15 protein-coding genes are annotated in these 17540 nt (G+C 60.7%); 10 read left to right on the top strand and 5 right to left on the bottom strand.

Annotated elements, in window-relative coordinates; all coding sequences use genetic code 11:
• Positions 1–21 precede the first annotated feature (21 nt).
• Entirely contained in the window at positions 22–540 is a 519-nt protein-coding gene (locus ACA057_RS28945; RefSeq protein ID WP_007947710.1) for a glycine cleavage system transcriptional repressor, read from the top strand.
• Positions 541–755: 215 nt separating this feature from the next.
• On the opposite strand, the gene rarD is transcribed toward ACA057_RS28945, so the two are convergent.
• From rarD to ACA057_RS28920, 5 genes are all read right to left on the bottom strand, one after another.
• Positions 756–1643, bottom strand: a complete 888-nt coding sequence (rarD, locus tag ACA057_RS28940; RefSeq protein WP_497344239.1) for an EamA family transporter RarD — start codon at positions 1641–1643, stop codon at positions 756–758.
• Between the two features lie 203 nt (positions 1644–1846).
• On the bottom strand, positions 1847–2821 hold the full coding sequence (locus tag ACA057_RS28935; protein WP_497344237.1) for a serine/threonine protein kinase: 975 nt from the start codon (positions 2819–2821) through the stop codon (positions 1847–1849).
• A gap of 173 nt (positions 2822–2994) precedes the next feature.
• Complete coding sequence (locus tag ACA057_RS28930) at positions 2995–4896, bottom strand: PhoX family protein (protein ID WP_497344235.1); 1902 nt, start codon at positions 4894–4896, stop codon at positions 2995–2997.
• A 68-nt stretch (positions 4897–4964) separates the two neighbouring features.
• Entirely contained in the window at positions 4965–5729 is a 765-nt protein-coding gene (locus ACA057_RS28925) for a TOBE domain-containing protein (RefSeq protein WP_497344233.1), read from the bottom strand.
• Positions 5730–5915: 186 nt separating this feature from the next.
• Positions 5916–6656, bottom strand: a complete 741-nt coding sequence (locus ACA057_RS28920) for a double zinc ribbon domain-containing protein (RefSeq protein ID WP_497344231.1) — start codon at positions 6654–6656, stop codon at positions 5916–5918.
• Positions 6657–6748: 92 nt separating this feature from the next.
• On the opposite strand from ACA057_RS28920, the gene bioB reads away from it, so the two are divergent.
• The 9 genes from bioB to ACA057_RS28875 all read left to right on the top strand — a co-directional run bounded on the left by bioB (position 6749) and on the right by ACA057_RS28875 (position 17296).
• Positions 6749–7804: a biotin synthase BioB gene (bioB, locus tag ACA057_RS28915; protein ID WP_059407420.1), complete on the top strand. Its 1056-nt coding sequence runs from the start codon at positions 6749–6751 to the stop codon at positions 7802–7804.
• Between the two features lie 173 nt (positions 7805–7977).
• Positions 7978–9156: an 8-amino-7-oxononanoate synthase gene (gene bioF / locus ACA057_RS28910; protein ID WP_059407419.1), complete on the top strand. Its 1179-nt coding sequence runs from the start codon at positions 7978–7980 to the stop codon at positions 9154–9156.
• Positions 9149–9880, top strand: a complete 732-nt coding sequence (locus tag ACA057_RS28905; protein ID WP_497344228.1) for an alpha/beta fold hydrolase — start codon at positions 9149–9151, stop codon at positions 9878–9880. The genes bioF and ACA057_RS28905 overlap by 8 nt, the downstream gene beginning before the upstream one ends.
• On the top strand, positions 9873–10685 hold the full coding sequence (gene bioC / locus ACA057_RS28900; RefSeq protein ID WP_497344226.1) for a malonyl-ACP O-methyltransferase BioC: 813 nt from the start codon (positions 9873–9875) through the stop codon (positions 10683–10685). Before ACA057_RS28905 ends, bioC begins: the two co-directional genes overlap by 8 nt.
• Complete coding sequence (gene bioD, locus ACA057_RS28895) at positions 10682–11362, top strand: dethiobiotin synthase (protein WP_497344224.1); 681 nt, start codon at positions 10682–10684, stop codon at positions 11360–11362. The genes bioC and bioD overlap by 4 nt, the downstream gene beginning before the upstream one ends.
• A gap of 107 nt (positions 11363–11469) precedes the next feature.
• On the top strand, positions 11470–11766 hold the full coding sequence (locus ACA057_RS28890; RefSeq protein ID WP_497344222.1) for a pyrroloquinoline quinone biosynthesis protein PqqE: 297 nt from the start codon (positions 11470–11472) through the stop codon (positions 11764–11766).
• A gap of 278 nt (positions 11767–12044) precedes the next feature.
• Positions 12045–13850, top strand: coding sequence for a phenylacyl-CoA dehydrogenase (locus tag ACA057_RS28885; protein WP_497344220.1), 1806 nt, complete (start codon positions 12045–12047; stop codon positions 13848–13850).
• Positions 13851–14119: 269 nt separating this feature from the next.
• Entirely contained in the window at positions 14120–15409 is a 1290-nt protein-coding gene (locus ACA057_RS28880; RefSeq protein ID WP_497344218.1) for a GGDEF domain-containing protein, read from the top strand.
• 90 nt (positions 15410–15499) lie between these two features.
• Positions 15500–17296: an acyl-CoA dehydrogenase C-terminal domain-containing protein gene (locus ACA057_RS28875; RefSeq protein WP_497344216.1), complete on the top strand. Its 1797-nt coding sequence runs from the start codon at positions 15500–15502 to the stop codon at positions 17294–17296.
• Positions 17297–17540: the final 244 nt, after the last annotated feature.

Below are 17540 nucleotides of genomic sequence, written 5' to 3'. Positions count from 1 at the left end.
ATAACAAAAGAGGGCTGCGCCATGGACCACCTCGTACTCACTGTTTTCGCTCCAGACAAGCCTGGGCAGGTCGAGCGCATCGCCCAGTGCATTGCCGAGCACGGCGGCAACTGGCTGGAGAGCCGCATGTCACGCATGGCCGGGCAGTTCGCCGGCATTCTCCGAGTGGGCGTACCGGCAGAAGCCTACGATGAATTGGTCGATGCCCTACAGGCGCTGTCCGCCCATGGCATACGTGTATTGATCGCCGAAAGCGGCATCGAGCAATCCTGCACCTGGAAGCCGATTGCGATGGAATTGGTCGGCAATGACCGCCCGGGCATCGTCCGCGACATCACCCGCCTGCTCAGTGAGCAGGGCGTGAACCTTGAGCGGCTGGTGACCGAAGTGCGTCCGGCGCCGATGAGCAGCGAGCCACTGTTTCACGCCGAAGCGATTCTCGCCGTACCGCTGACGCTGTCGCTGGACGTGCTGCAGTCCAGGCTGGAAACCCTGGCGGACGATCTGATGGTGGAATTGGTGTTGCGCAGCGAACCCTGACAGGGTTATCCAAGTTATACGTGCACCTGCCTGTGGATAACCTGTAGAGACAGCCCGCCAGGCCACGCCGGCCGGGGCTCTTCAGCAACTGATCAAAAAACCAGCAGTTTCAATAAGTTGCGCACAAACGCCGGGGATCACGCTGTGGATAACCTTGGGAAGGAATGATGCAGGCCACGAGGGACGTGGCCTGCGCAGGTTTGTGCGTTTTTTGATCAGCTGCGACGACGAAGACTTATCCACGCATCGACGCTGTAAATCGCCAAGCCCGCCCAGATAAATATGAAGGCCACGAGCGTGCTGGATGACAAGTGTTCGCCAAACAGCAGAACGGCCTGCAGCAGCACCAGCGTCGGTGCGATGTACTGGAGGAATCCCAGCGTGGTGTAGGGCAAATGCCGTGCAGCGGCGTTGAAACACACCAGCGGCACCAGCGTCACCGGCCCGGCGGCCACCAGCCACCAGGCTTCGGACGTGGTCCAGAATTCGGGCTGAGCGCTGGTGGCTGTCTGGTTGAACAGCAGCCAGGCAAGCGCAATCGGCACCAGCATCCAGGTTTCCACCACCAGGCCGGGCAGGGCTTTGACCGGCGCCTGTTTGCGGATCAATCCGTAGAAACCGAACGTCAGCGCCAGCACCAGTGACACCCACGGCAGGCTGCCGACTTGCCACACCTGTTGCGCCACACCGATTGCCGCCAAGCCAACGGCCAACCATTGCATGCGCCGGAGCCGTTCACCGAGGATCAGCATGCCCAGCAGCACGTTCACCAGCGGGTTGATGTAGTAACCGAGGCTGGCTTCGAGCATGCGCCCGTTGTTCACCGACCAGACATACGTCAGCCAGTTGGCCGCGATCAGCGTGCCGCTCAGGGCCAGGATCGCCAGGCGTTTCGGGTTGTCACGCAGCTCGCGCCACCAGCCCGGATGCTTCCAGACCATCAGCAGCAAGGCGCCGAACAGCGCGGACCAGAGCACCCGATGGATGATGATCTCCACGGCGGGCACGCTGGCGATGGCTTTGAAGTAGAGCGGGAACAATCCCCAGATGATGTAGGCACTCAGGCCCAGGATGTACCCGCGACGCGGGTTGGCAGCTTGCATGCAGAATCCTTGCTTAGGCAGCTAACAAAGAGGGGATTGTAAGGAGATTTGTCTACGAATGTCCTGCCGATTAGGTTGGGTAATTGTGAACACAGTCCCTGTGGGAGCGAGCCTGCTCGCGATGGCGGTGTAACAGACAAAAATCAGTTACTGATAGATCGCCATCGCGAGCAGGCTCGCTCCCACAGGGGGGGTTGTGTTTGTCAGAAGAGTTTTAAGGGTTCTTCATTGAGCGCAGACAATTGTTCGCGCAATGCCAGCACCTGGTCGCCCCAGTACCGCTCGGTACCGAACCACGGGAAACTGCGGGGGAACGCCGGGTCGTCCCAGCGGCGGGCGAGCCAGGCGCTGTAGTGCATCAAACGCAAGGCGCGCAACGGCTCGATCAGCGCCAGTTCACGCGGGTCGAAGTCGTGAAACTCGTTGTAGCCGTCCATCAATTCCGACAACTGACCCAGACATTCCTGACGATCGCCCGCCAGCATCATCCAGATGTCCTGCACGGCAGGCCCCATGCGGCAGTCATCGAGGTCGACGATGTGGAACATTTCGTCGCGGCACATCATGTTGCCGGGATGGCAGTCGCCGTGCATGCGGATGTTCTGGTGCGGCGTGGCCTTGTAGACCTCTTCCACACGCTTGAGCAGGTCGCGGGCCACGGACTCATAGGCCGGCAGCAGGCTTTTGGGCACGAAATTGCCTTCGAGCAATGTGTTCAGCGAATCCTGGCCAAAATTCTTCACGCCCAAGGCTTCACGGTGCTCAAACGGTTTGATCGAGCCGACGGCGTGCAGGCGCCCCAGCAACTGGCCGAGGCGATACAGCTGATCGAGATTGCCCGGCTCCGGGGCACGGCCGCCACGGCGGGGGAACAGGGTGAAGCGGAAACCGTTGTGTTCGTGCAGGCTGGCGCCGTTGTGGATCATCGGCGCGACGACCGGTACGTCGCATTCGGCGAGTTCGAAGGTGAATTGGTGCTCTTCGAGAATCGCTTCGTTGGTCCAGCGCTGCGGACGATAGAACTTGGCGATCAGCGGCTCGGAGTCTTCGATGCCGACTTGATAGACACGGTTCTCGTAGCTGTTGAGCGCCAGAATGCGCGCGTCGCTGAGAAAGCCGATGCTTTCGACGGCATCGAGCACGAGGTCTGGGGTGAGGGTTGCAAACGGGTGGGCCATGCTGACTCCTGCGCGCAGCAGGCTGCCGCGTCCGGCCAAGCATGGTAGCGCAGACGGGCGCAGATAGGTGGTGACTGTGCTGACGCCTTCGCGGGCAAGCCTCGCTCCTACAGGGTTCGCGTTAATTTCGCGCATGACCTGTAGGAGCGAGGCTTGCCCGCGAAGAGGCCCGATCAGGCGCCGACGACCCCGCCATCTTCCCTGGAAATCGCCATCACCGAAGACCGCGGCTTGCCATTCGGCAGGTGCTCCGGGAACGTCGACCCCCCGTTTTCCCCCGGATGCTGAATCCCGACAAACAAGGTTTTCTGATCCGGCGAAAAGCTGATCCCCGTGACCTCACAGCCCACCGGCCCGACCATGAAGCGCCGAATTTCCCCGGTCACCGGGTCGGCGCAGAGCATCTGGTTGTTGCCCATGCCGGCAAAATCACCGGCGTTGCTCGAGTCGCCATCGGTCAGAATCCACAACCGCCCGGCCTTGTCGAAACCCAAGCCATCCGGGCTGTTGAACATGTTCTGCGGCGTGATGTTCGACGAACCCCCCTTCGGCGTCCCGGAATGCACGCCGGGGTTGCCGGCGACCACAAACAAATCCCAGGCAAACGTCTTCGAGCCGTGATCGTCACGGTCGGTGCGCCAACGCAAAATCTGCCCGTAAACGTTCTTCTCACGCGGGTTTGGTCCACCCACCGGTTGCCCGTCTTCGCCGCGCTTGGCGTTGTTGGTCAGGGTGCAATAGACCTGGCCATCCTTGGGGCTGACGACGATCCATTCCGGGCGGTCCATGCGCGTGGCCTTCACCACGCTGGCGGCGAGACGCGCGTGAATCAGCACTTCGGCCTGGTCGGCAAACCCGCTGCTGGCGTCGATGCCGTTTTTGCCGTGGGTCAACTCGATCCACTCGCCCTGGCCTTTCGGGTGATCGGCGTTGCTGTCGCCGGCGTCGAAGCGCGCCACGTACAAAGTGCCGTGGTCGAGCAGGTCGCGGTTGGCCTTGGGATTCTTGTGGTTGATCGTGTCGCGGCTGACGAATTTGTAGATGAACTCGCCGCGTTCGTCGTCGCCCATGTACACCACGGCGTGACCATCGCTGGTTTCGGCAAGGGCCGCGTTTTCATGTTTGAAGCGGCCCAGGGCCGTGCGCTTGACCGGCGTCGATTGTGGGTCGAACGGGTCGATTTCCACCACCCAGCCATGGCGGTTGAGTTCGTTGGGGTTTTTCGCCAGGTCGAAACGCTCGTCGTGTTGATGCCAGTTGATCTCTTTACTGGTCGCCACCGCGCCGTAGCGCTTTTGTGCGGCGTCGAACTTCTGCTCGGCATTGCTGCTGCCGAAGCAGTCGGTGAAGTTCTCTTCGCAAGTCAGGTACGTGCCCCACGGCGTCTTGCCGTTGGCGCAGTTCTGGAAGGTACCGAGGACATTCTTGCCGTGCGGGTCGGCGCTGGTTTTCACCCGTTCATGGCCGGCGGCCGGGCCGCTCAGGCTGATCGGCGCGTTACCGTGAATGCGCCGGTTGTAGCGCGAGCCCTGGACGAATTGCCATTGGCCGTTCTTGCGCTGTACTTCGATCACCGACACGCCTTCGCAGGCCAGCGCCTTGTGCACTTCATCCGCCGACTGCGGCATGCCGCCGTGCGGGTAGAGGTAGCGATAGTTGGTGTATTCGTTGTTGATCGCCATCAGCGCGCGGTCTTTTTCACCGGGGAATTCGAACAGGCTCATGCCGTCGTTGTTGTCGCCGAACTGGGCTTCCTGTTGCTGGGCCGTGCCGTTGCCGCTCGGGTCGAACGCCGGGCCGTCCTTGTGCAGTGGCTGGCCCCAGCTGATCAACACTGAGGACTTGTAGCCCGGCGGCAGGCTGATGGCGTCACTGGTGGCGGCGGCAATGCTGTCAAAACCCAACAGGTTGCTGGAGCCGGCGCTCACGCTGGCGGCCAGTACGCTGCGGCTCAGCAGGTTGCCGCCGAGGAACATCGCCGCACCGCACAGGGCGCCGGCACTGATGAAGCCACGACGGCTGAGGCCGACCATTTTCTCGAGGTCGGTGGATTGGTTGTCTTCTAATAGGCTCACATCAGGCTCCCTGCTGGTTTTTGCAGTCACCTTAATGAGTGCGCATGACGCTTTTGTTGCAGCTGTGTTTACAGCGGCGTGCCAAGCAGCACGTTGGACGGCGCGAACTGCACCAGCACCGGTTTGTTGACCGCAAGACCGAGGGTTCTCAAGTGCAGCGGCTCGGCCAGCGCGCACAGTGTCTGACCATTGGGCAGGCCGATGCGCACTTCGCTGGGGCCGTCTTCGGCATCGAGAATTTCTTCGAGGGTGCCCTTCAAGCAATTGTGTCCAGTCGTTGCCGTATCTTCGACACCCAGCAGATCGAGCCAGCCGGCCTTGATCAGCGCGACCACTTCGGTACCGGTCTGCAGTTCCAGGCGCAGGGTGCTGTCGTGGGTGATCTGCGCATCGATAGTCAGGCTCTCGGCCAGTTGCAGACGGATCAGGTCGTTGCGCCCTTGGGCTTCGATCGCCACGACCTTGCCGTGCAATTGATTGCGCGCGCTGGTCCTGAGCATCAGTCGACCGAGCAAATCGAGGTCGCTGGCATCTTCGGCGGCTTCCAGCACCTGCGCCTGCAAGGCTTGCAGCTTTTGATACAGGCGCAAGACGCGCTCGCCTTCGCTGGACAGTTTGGCGCCACCACCGCCCTTGCCACCGACACTGCGTTCCACCAGGGGCTTTTGCGCGAGGTTGTTCAACTCATCAATGGCGTCCCACGCGGCTTTGTAGCTCAGCCCCGCGCTTTTCGCGGCGCGGGTGATCGAGCCTTGCTCGGCGATGTGCTGCAGCAAGGCGATGCGCTGCGGACGACGAACGATGTGCTGGGACAACAACGAAGGCAAGGACATGGCAAGACGCTTTGGACTGTGACGATGGGGACGACGTTGGCGGCTTGGGAGGCGGGAGTCAAGTCAGGCCGCAATCCCTGTGGGAGCGAGCCTGCTCGCGAAAGCGGACTATCAGTCAACAGTAATGTTGAATGTTATGGCCTCTTCGCGAGCAGGCTCGCTCCCACAGGTTTTTGTGTCGTTAAGTCAGACCGCATCTCCGGGTTTGGGCGTGCGGGCCAGGCAATAGACGTCGACCCGAGCGGCACCGGCTTCCATCAACAGGCGAGCCAGGGCCTGGGCGGTGGCGCCGGTGGTCAGCACGTCGTCCACCAGCGCCAGGTGACGACCCTTGATGAGCGCATCGGGCGCAAGGGCAAAGGCATTGCGCAGGTTCCTTTTACGCGCCTCGGCGTTCAGGTCCTGTTGGGCGCTGGTGTCCTGAATCCGCCGCAGCAGTGATTCGTCGCAGGCAATGTCGAGACCGCTGCCGAGCCAGTGCGCGAGCATCGCGGCCTGGTTGAAACCTCGTGCGCGCAGGCGCTTGGTCGCCAGTGGCACCGGGACCAAGGCGTCTGGCCGGTCGAGGTCTTCATCGAAACGGTGTTGCAAGGACTGAGCGAGGAGTTCGGCGAGCAGGCGGCCGAACGGCCACTTCGCGCTGTGCTTGAAGCGGGTGATCAGGCTGTCGATCGGAAAGCTGTAGGTCCACGGCGCCACGACCCGTTCGAAGGCCGGCGGTTGCTTCAAGCATTGGCCACACGTCAGCCCCGACGCGGGCAAGGGCAAGGCGCAGGCTTGGCAATGGTCGCCCAGCCAAGGCAGTTCGCTTTCACAAGCGGTGCAGATGGGCGTCCTTTCATCGGATGCTTCGCCGCAAAGTAAGCAGATCTGTTCGTTTTTTAACCAGATGTAAACCGGTCCTTCGTATCGTGGTTGACAGCGCATGACTCTTCCTTAAATATGCCGAACATCCGTGTCGTGTCTGTGGGTATTCCGTCCCCCAGCCGCTTGCCCAGCATAAAACAAAGGAAACGCCCATGAGCGCCAGCACCACTGCAACCCTGCGTCATGACTGGTCTTTGGCCGAAGTCAAAGCACTCTTCGTTCAGCCATTCAATGACCTGTTGTTCCAGGCGCAGACGGTGCACCGCGCGCATTTCGACGCTAACCGGGTCCAGGTGTCGACGCTGCTGTCGATCAAGACGGGTGCCTGCCCGGAAGATTGCAAATATTGTCCGCAGTCCGGTCACTACAACACCGGCCTGGAAAAAGAAAAGCTGATGGAAGTGCAGAAGGTCCTCGAAGAGGCTGCTCGCGCCAAGGCCATCGGTTCGACCCGTTTCTGCATGGGCGCGGCGTGGAAACACCCGTCGGCCAAAGACATGCCCTACGTGCTGGAAATGGTCAAAGGCGTGAAAGCCATGGGCCTGGAAACCTGCATGACCCTCGGTCGGCTCGATCAGGACCAGACCGTTGCGCTGGCCGACGCGGGCCTCGACTACTACAACCACAACCTCGATACCTCGCCGGAGTTCTACGGCAGCATCATCACCACCCGCACCTACAGCGAGCGCCTGCAAACCCTGGCCTACGTGCGTGAGTCGGGAATGAAGATCTGCTCCGGCGGCATCCTCGGCATGGGCGAGTCTCTCGATGACCGCGCCAATCTGCTGATCCAGCTGGCCAACCTGCCAGAGCATCCGGAATCGGTGCCGATCAACATGCTGGTGAAAGTCGCCGGTACGCCGCTGGAAAATGCCGACGACATCGACCCGTTCGATTTCATCCGCATGCTCGCGGTCGCGCGCATCTTGATGCCGCAATCCCACGTGCGCCTGTCCGCTGGCCGCGAAGCGATGAACGAGCAGATGCAGGCCCTGGCGTTCTTCGCCGGTGCCAACTCGATTTTCTACGGCGACAAACTGCTGACCACCGCCAACCCGCAGGCTGATAAGGACATGCAACTGTTCTCGCGCCTGGGCATCCTGCCGGAAGCGCGTGAAGAGCACGCCGATGAAGTGCATCAAGCCGCCATCGAGCAGGCATTGGTGGAGCAGAAGAGCAGCGAGCAGTTCTACAACGCAGCCGTCTAACCCTTCGCTGACACTTCTGAAGGAATGCAAAGTCCTGTGGGAGCGGGCTTGCCCGCGATGACGGTGTCACCCTCTCCATAGAGGGTGACTGATAGATCGCTATCGCGGGCAAGCCCGCTCCCACATTGGATTGCGCCAATCTTGAGTTTTGTGATCTGACCTTCGAGGCCTGCATGTCTTTCGATCTCGCCGCACGCCTTGCTGCCCGTCGTGCCGAAAATCTCTATCGCCAGCGTCCATTGCTCGAAAGCCCCCAAGGCCCGGAAGTGGTGGTCGATGGCCAGCCGTTGCTGGCGTTCTGTAACAACGACTACCTGGGCCTGGCCAATCACCCGCAAGTGATCGAAGCCTGGCGTGCTGGCGCTTCGAAATGGGGCGTCGGTGGCGGTGCGTCGCACTTGGTCATCGGCCACAGCAGCCCGCATCACGCGCTGGAAGAAGCCTTGGCCGACCTGACCGGTCGCCCGCGTGCGTTGCTGTTCACCACCGGTTATATGGCCAACCTCGGCGCGGTCACCGCGCTGGTCGGGCAGGGCGATACGGTGCTGGAAGACCGGCTCAATCATGCGTCGTTGCTGGATGCGGGCCTGCTGTCCGGTGCGCGCTTCAATCGTTATCTGCACAACGACGCCGCGAGTCTGGCCAAACGCCTGGAGAAGGCCACCGGCAATACGCTGGTGGTCACCGACGGCGTGTTCAGCATGGACGGTGATATAGCCGACCTGCCGGCGCTGGCTCGAGAGGCCAAGGCCAAAGGCGCGTGGCTGATGGTCGATGACGCGCACGGCTTTGGTCCGCTGGGCGCCAATGGCGGCGGGATCGTCGAGCATTTTGGTCTGAGTCAGGAAGATGTGCCGGTATTGGTCGGCACCCTCGGCAAGGCGTTCGGTACGGCCGGTGCATTTGTTGCCGGCAGCGAAGAGCTGATCGAGAGCCTGATTCAGTTCGCTCGCCCTTACATCTACACCACCAGCCAACCGCCGGCGCTGGCCTGCGCGACGCTGAAAAGCCTCGAACTGCTGCGCACTGAACATTGGCGACGTGAGCATCTGAAGACGCTGATCCGTCAGTTCCGCCAAGGCGCCGAGCAGATTGGCCTGGAGTTGATGGACAGCTTCACGCCGATCCAGCCGATCATGGTCGGCGACGCCGGGCGTGCGGTGCGCTTGTCGCAGATGTTGCGTGAGCGCGGGCTGATGGTGACCGCGATCCGCCCGCCGACCGTGCCGGCCGGCAGCGCCCGTCTGCGTGTGACCCTGACCGCCGCCCACAGCGAGGCGCAGGTGCAGCTATTGTTAAATGGACTGGCCGATTGTTTTCAACAACTGGGACCGGAGCCAAGCCATGCGTAATCGTTTGATTCTGCTGCCCGGCTGGGGCCTCGGGATTTCGCCGCTTGAGCCATTGGCGGCCGCCTTGCAGGGGCTGGATGAACACCTGCAAGTCGAGATCGAGCCATTGCCGGAGTTGGCGTCGAGCAATCTTGAAGAATGGCTCGATGAACTCGATTCGACCGTGCCGCAGGATGCCTGGCTCGGTGGCTGGTCCCTCGGCGGCATGCTCGCTTCCGAATTGGCGGCCCGGCGCGGTGATCGTTGCTGCGGCTTGCTGACCCTGGCGAGCAATCCTTCGTTTGTCGCTCATGAGCAATGGCCGAGCGCGATGCCCGGCGAGACCTTCGATGCGTTTCTGGCGGGCTGCAATGCCGATCCGCGCCTGACGTTGAAACGCTTTTCACTGCTCTGCGCGCAAGGCGCCGAAGACCCGCGCGGCTTGTCGCGGCTGTTGCTCGGTGGCGCGCCACACACGTCGGCAGAGGTGTTGATGAGCGGCCTGGAGTTACTCGCTCAACTGGATACCCGTCAGGCATTGCAAACCTTTCGCGGTCCGCAATTGCACTTGTTCGCCGGCCTCGACGGACTGGTCCCGGCCGAAGCGGCGGGCGACCTGCTGACGTTGCTGCCGGATGTCGAAATCGGCCTGATCGAACAGGCCAGCCACGCGTTTCTCCTGGAAGACCCTCACGGTGTCGCGGGGGCGATTCAGGCCTTTTTGCATGAGTTCGGCGATGACTGATTTATCCCTTCCCAACCTGCCCGGCGGCTTGCCCGACAAGCGCCAGGTAGCGGCGTCCTTTTCCCGCGCGGCGGCAAGCTATGACAGCGTGGCCGAATTGCAGCGTGATGTCGGCAGCCAATTAATGAGCCGTTTGCCCGATGAGTTTGTGCCGGGCCGTTGGCTCGATCTGGGGTGTGGCACCGGGCATTTCAGCCGTGCGCTGGGTGAGCGTTTTCCTGCCGGTCATGGCGTGGCGCTGGACATCGCTGAAGGCATGCTCAATCACGCACGGCCGTTGGGCGGCGCTGTGCATTTTGTTGCCGGTGATGCCGAGCGTTTGCCCTTGCAGGATTCGACCTTCGACCTGATCTTTTCCAGCCTGGCGGTGCAGTGGTGTTCGGACTTCGCCGCGGTGCTCAGTGAAGCGCATCGGGTGCTGAAACCGGGGGGCATTTTCGCGTTTGCTAGTCTGTGCGTGGGGACGTTGTACGAGTTGCGTGACAGTTGGCGTCAGGTGGACGGCATGGTGCACGTCAATCGCTTCCGTGAGTTCGGGATTTATCAACAGCTGTGCGCGGACAGTGGCTTGAACATCGCGACGCTGGAAACCCGTCCGCATGTGTTGCATTACCCGGATGTCCGCAGCCTGACCCATGAACTCAAGGCGCTGGGCGCGCACAACCTGAACCCTGGTCGGCCCGGCGGGTTGACCGGCAGGGCAAGGATCCTCGGCCTGGTCGAGGCTTATGAGCAGTTTCGGCAGGCACAAGGCCTGCCGGCGACTTATCAAGTGGTCTACGCCGTTTTGGAGAAACCCTTATGAGCGCAGCCTATTTCATCACCGGTACTGACACTGATGTCGGCAAGACCACCGTCGCCGCAGGCTTGTTGCATGCCGCGCGGTTGGCGGGCATGAGCACGGCCGCGGGCAAACCGGTTGCCTCCGGTTGCGATGTGACGCCCAAGGGTTTGCGCAATGCCGATGCGTTGGCATTGCTGGCGGAGTGTTCGGTGCCGTTGACCTATGCACAGGTCAACCCAGTGGCGTTCGAGCCCGCCATCGCTCCGCACCTGGCGGCGCGAGAGGCCGGCGTGGCGTTGACGGTGCAATCGCTATTGACGCCGATGCAGGAAATTCTCGACATGCAGGCAGATTTCACCTTGATCGAAGGCGCCGGTGGCTGGCGCGTGCCATTGGCCGATCAGGACAACCTGTCGGACCTGGCGATGGCGCTGGGCTTGCCGGTTATCCTGGTGGTCGGCGTGCGCTTGGGTTGCATCAATCATGCATTGCTGACCGCCGAAGCGATCGCTCAGGACGGTTTGCAACTGGCGGGTTGGGTGGCCAATATCATCGATCCCAAGACTTCGCGCCTGGAGGAAAACCTGGCGACACTCGCCGAGCGAATCCCCGCGCCGTGCCTCGGGCGGGTGCCAAAACTCAAGGTGGTGACGGCGGAAGCGGTGGCCGAGCATCTGCAACTGGATTTGCTGGACTAGCTTTTGACTATGACAAGGCACGGTGCCATTAGGGTTTTTGTCGGGTGTTTTGCCCGTGTGTCTGCTTCAATGGCCGCTGTTGATCCTTTGCAAGGACGTGTTCTCCCATGGAAATCTCAGGAAACACCGCTTTTTATGCCGGTCTGAGCACGATTCAGACAGGACAGAACCGTGTCGATCAAGCCGCCGGGCAGATCGCCAACACGACCATCGAACGGTCGGTGACCAGCCAGTCTTCCGAGGCTCAGGTCGATCGTCTGCGTGCGGTCGACCGCAGTCAGCAATCTGACTTGGCCAGCAATGTGGTCGAGCTATCCCAGGGCAAGTTTCAGGTTGAGCTGGGTGTCAAAGTCGCCAAGGCATCGGATGAAATGCTCGGCACGTTGATCGACACGTTCGCTTGATCCCTCGCTGAATCCGCTTCTGCTACGCCGCGACTTTTCGCGGCGTTTTTCTGCGTAAGTCCTTCTCCCTCAACTAATCTTTCCTCAACAGCGTGTTGCCTGTGCAGCGAGCGTGGGCTTCTGTGTGTCCGGCATTCCCATGGGCGTGATGACGAACGGCAAAAGATCGGCGCTTGACAAGATTTGGGCGTAAACGTATGTTTCAAACAACTGTTTGACCGTCACAACAAATCAACACGGTCGTTCATTCCCGGTTACATCAGCAGAGGTTTATCGCTATGCCTGACTACAAGGCCCCCTTGCGTGATATTCGCTTCGTTCGTGACGAACTGCTCGGCTACGAAGCGCACTATCAGAGCCTTCCGGCTTGCGCAGACGCAACTCCGGACATGGTTGACGCCATTCTTGAAGAAGGCGCCAAGTTTTGTGAGCAGGTGCTGGCACCGCTGAACCGCGTGGGTGACACCGAAGGCTGCACCTGGAGCGAGTCCGGCGTTAAAACCCCGACGGGCTTCAAAGAAGCCTACAAACAATTTGTCGAAGGCGGCTGGCCAAGCCTGGCCCACGACGTAGAGCACGGCGGCCAAGGCTTGCCGGAGTCTCTGGGTCTGGCGGTCAGCGAAATGGTCGGCGAAGCCAACTGGTCGTGGGGCATGTACCCAGGCCTGTCGCACGGCGCGATGAACACCATTTCCGAGCACGGTACGCCAGAGCAGCGAGAGGCTTACCTGACCAAACTGGTGTCCGGCGAATGGACCGGCACCATGTGCCTGACCGAACCGCACTGCGGGACCGACCTGGGCATGCTGCGCACCAAGGCCGAACCTCAGGCCGACGGGTCCTACAAAGTCTCCGGCACCAAGATTTTCATTTCGGCCGGCGAACACGACATGGCCGACAACATCGTCCACATCGTGCTGGCACGCCTGCCGGATGCACCGGCGGGTACCAAAGGCATTTCGCTGTTCATCGTTCCCAAGTTCATGCCGAACGCGGACGGTTCGATCGGCGCACGTAACGCCGTGACCTGCGGTTCCCTGGAACACAAAATGGGCATCCACGGTAACGCTACCTGCGTGATGAACTTCGACGCGGCCACCGGTTTCCTGATCGGCCCGGCGAACAAAGGCCTGAACTGCATGTTCACCTTTATGAACACCGCGCGTCTGGGCACTGCGTTGCAAGGTCTGGCGCACGCCGAGATCGGCTTCCAGGGCGGCCTGAAATACGCTCGCGATCGCCTGCAAATGCGCTCCCTTACTGGCCCGAAAGCGCCGGAAAAAGCCGCTGACCCGATCATCGTTCACCCTGACGTGCGTCGTATGCTGTTGACCATGAAGGCGTTCGCCGAAGGCAACCGCGCGATGGTTTACTTCACGGCCAAGCAGGTCGACATCGTCAAGTACGGCGTGGACGAAGAAGAGAAGAAGAAAGCTGACGCACTGCTGGCGTTCATGACGCCAATCGCCAAAGCCTTCATGACTGAAGTCGGTTTCGAATCCGCCAACCACGGCGTGCAAATCTACGGCGGCCACGGCTTCATCGCCGAGTGGGGCATGGAGCAGAACGTTCGCGACAGCCGCATTTCGATGCTGTACGAAGGCACCACCGGCATCCAGGCACTCGATCTGCTGGGCCGCAAAGTGCTGATGACTCAAGGCGAGGCGCTCAAGGGCTTCACCAAGATCGTCCACAAGTTCTGCCAGACCAACGAAGGCAACGAAGCGGTCAAAGAGTTCGTCGAGCCATTGGCTGCGCTGAACAAAGAGTGGGGCGAGCTGACCATGAAGGTCGGTATGGCGGCCATGAAAGATCGCGAAGAAGTCGGCGCGGCGTCCGTGGATTACCTGATGTACTCCGGTTACGCCTGCCTGGCTTACTTCTGGGCTGACATGGCGCGACTGGCTGCCGAAAAACTGGCTGCCGGCACCTCGGAAGAGGCGTTCTACACCGCCAAACTGCAGACGGCGCGCTTCTACTTCCAGCGCATCTTGCCGCGTACCCGCACTCACGTTGCAACCATGCTGTCGGGCGCGAACAACCTGATGGACATGAAAGAAGAAGACTTCGCACTGGGCTACTAAGCCTTAACGAAGTATTTCAAAACAACCGCTGCTCCTTCGGGAGTGGCGGTTTTTTTTTGTGCGGGCGGTAGCGGACAACCTGACCACGCTGTATGACAACGGTTTCGCTACCCGAGTCGAACGCAGTCTGTGCCAACTGCTACGGAGCGCGTTGTGGCAATGCAGCCTTAAAAAAACCTCGTCTAATCGCTCAGTAAGTCAGGACCTCTGCCGTTAACGTGGGTGGGCACAATGCCATCTATTGATCTGACGGGTCGGAGCTCTACCCCTTGCCGCGTTCTTCCGCTGTACGTTTCAGCCATTTCCTGCCGTCATTGCTGCTTTTGCTCGCGGGGCTTGCGGCTGCCTACGTCAAAGATCTCAACGTTTTCTTCACCTCGCTGTTCAACGTATTGCCTACTTTGGTGTTGTTGCTCGGCGGTGCTTACTGCGCGGTTTACCGACGCCAGCGTGAACTGTTTCTGATGGTGACGGTGTACATCGCCTACTACCTGCTCGACACCCAGACCGACTACTACCGCGACAACGGCAAGGTGCGTGAAGACGCCGCCGTGGTCTTTCATTTGTGCTGTCTGCTGCTGCCGCTGTTGTTTGGCGTGTTCGCTGCCTGGCAGGAACGTACCCATCTGTTTCAGGACATGGTGGCGCGCTTCGCCGTGTTGCTGGCCGTTGGCAGCGTGGCATTGGGGCTGGAACAAAGTTACCCACAGGCGTTGCTGATGTGGCTGTCGGAAATTCGCTGGCCGGCCCTGCATGGCGCGTGGATGAGCCTGATTCAGCTGTCCTATCCGGTGTTTATCGGCGCATTTGTGTTGCTGAGCTGGCAGTACTGGCGCAATCCGCGGCCGTTGCACGCGGCGCAATTGGTCGGCTTGCTCGGGTTGTTCTGGATGTTGCCGAAAACCTTCATCCTGCCGTTTACCCTGAACATCATGTGCAGCCAGGTAATGCTGATGATTGCCGCAGCGGTTGCCCATGAAGCCTATCAAATGGCCTTCCGCGACGAGCTGACCGGGCTGCCCGGCCGCCGCGCCTTGAATGAGCGCATGCAACGCCTGGGGCGCAATTACGTATTGGCGATGAGTGACGTCGACCATTTCAAGAAATTCAACGACACCCACGGCCACGATGTCGGCGATCAGGTACTGCGGCTGGTCGCCAGCAAGCTGTCGAAAATCGGCGGTGGCGGTAGGGCGTATCGCTACGGTGGTGAGGAATTTGCGCTGGTGTTTGCGGGTAAAACCCTCGAAGAGTGTATGCCGCACCTGGAAGTCATTCGCGAGTCCATTGCCACCTACAACATTCAACTGCGCAATCAGGACAGCCGGCCACAGGATGACCAGCAGGGTCGCCAGCGCCGCGCGGGTTCCGGCGCCTCCAGTGTGTCGGTCACAGTGAGTATCGGCGTCGCCGAACGGCTGGAGCAGCGCATCCCTGAGCAAGTGCTCAAGTCTGCCGACGAAGCGCTCTACAGCGCCAAGGGTGCCGGGCGAAACTGTGTGGTGGCCTTCGGTCAGAACCGCCGTGGCGCCGTGCGCATGGACGCCGCTGCGGGTTGAGTGATGATGGCGCATTCAGCGTCTGGACTGTGATTGTGAGGCAAGGTCGGCGGCAGTAGGTTTGAGGCATCTGCTGCCGGAGAAATGACCATGCCTGAGTACAAAGCTCCCCTGCGCGACATGCGCTTTCTGATCGACCACGTCTTCGACTTTCACAGCAACTACGCTGCGCTGGGCGCCACCGATGCCAGCCCGGACATGGTCAATGCAATCCTCGAAGAAGGCGCGAAATTCTGTGAGAACGTGCTCGCACCGCTCAATCGCAGCGGTGACGAAGAAGGCTGCCATTTCGACAATGGCGTGGTGACAACGCCCACAGGCTTCAAGCAGGCCTTCGCCCAATACGTCGAGGGCGGCTGGCATGGTCTGGCGGCTGATCCTGCTTACGGTGGCCAAGGCCTGCCAAGCTCGCTGGGGCTGGTCATCAGTGAGATGGTCGGCTCCAGCAATACGTCCTGGGGCATGTATCCCGGCCTGACCCACGGTGCGATGTCGGCGATCCATGCCCACGGCACCGAGGAGCAAAAACAGACGTACCTGAGCAAGCTCACCGCAGGCCAATGGACTGGCACCATGTGCCTGACCGAAGCCCATTGCGGCACCGACCTGGGCATCATCAAAACCCGCGCCGTGCCTGTGGCGGACGGCAGCTATGCGATCTCCGGCAGCAAGATTTTCATCTCCGCCGGCGAGCACGACATGAGCGACAACATCGTTCACCTGGTGCTGGCGAAGCTGCCGGATGCGCCGGCCGGCACCAAGGGTATTTCGCTGTTTATCGTGCCCAAGTTCCTGCCCAATGCCGAAGGTGAAGCGGGGGAGCGCAATGGCGTTTCCTGCGGCTCGATCGAACACAAGATGGGCATCAAGGCCTCGGCCACCTGCGTGCTCAACTTCGATGAGGCCAAGGGCTTCTTGATCGGTGAGCCGAACAAGGGCCTGAACTGCATGTTCACCATGATGAACCACGCGCGTCTTGGCACCGGGATGCAGGGGCTGTGTCTGGGCGAGGCGAGCTTTCAGGGCGCCATCAAGTACGCCAACGACCGTTTGCAGATGCGTGCGCTGACGGGACCGAAAGCACCGGAAAAAGCCGCCGACCCGATCATCGTTCATCCTGATGTGCGCCGAATGTTGCTGACCATGAAGGCCTTCAACGAAGGCAATCGGGCGCTGACGTATTTCACCGCTCAGTTGCTCGACGTCGCGCATCTGAGCCCGGATGCCACGGCGCGTCAGGATGCCGAAAACCTGTTGGCGTTCCTGACGCCGATCTGCAAAGCGTTCATGACCGATACCGGGCTGGAAGTGACCAACCATGGCATGCAGGTGTTTGGTGGCCACGGTTTCATTCGTGAATGGGGCATGGAGCAGCTGGTACGCGATTGCCGGATCGCGCCGATCTACGAAGGCACCAATGGCATTCAGGCACTGGACCTGCTGGGGCGTAAAGTGCTCGGCAGCCAAGGCAAACTGCTGCGCGGCTTCACCAAAATCGTCCACACGTTCTGCGCCGCCAACGCTGAGCATCCGCAGCTCGCCAGCTATGTGGCGCAGCTCAACGGGCTGAATCAGCAATGGGGCGAGTTGACCACCAAGGTCGGCATGGCAGCGATGAAAAATCCGGATGAAGTCGGCGCCGCGTCGGTGGATTACCTGATGTATAGCGGCTACATCATCCTTGGCTATTTGTGGCTGCGCATGGCGCTGGTGGCGCAGGCGCAACTCGACGCCGGCAGCGGTGATGCTGATTACTGCCGGGGAAAATTGGCCACCAGTGAGTTTTACTTCAAGCGCTTGTTGCCGCGCACCGCCGCTCATCGGGCGGCCATCGAGGCAGGGAGCGATTGTTTGATGACGCTGCCGGCGGAGTTGTTTGCGCTGTAACGGTTACGCCTTCAAAAGCTTCGCGGGCAAGCCTCGCGCCTACCCGGTTTGGGTTGTTCACGTCACGTGTGTACGACACCAAACCGTGTAGGCGCGAGGCTTGCCCGCGAATGCATCCTGACAGACACCATCATTCGATGACTAAAAATTACAAAACGGTCACCGGCTGACCCTATGTGTCGCAAAAGTTGTTGAGTTACACTCGGACCCAACGACAACACCACCCCTACGAATCACCCGTTTA

This window comes from Pseudomonas sp. LBUM1661 (genome assembly GCF_059695925.1).
Note: the sequence above shows the minus strand (reverse complement) of the source record. Positions and strands in the feature narration are given on the sequence as shown.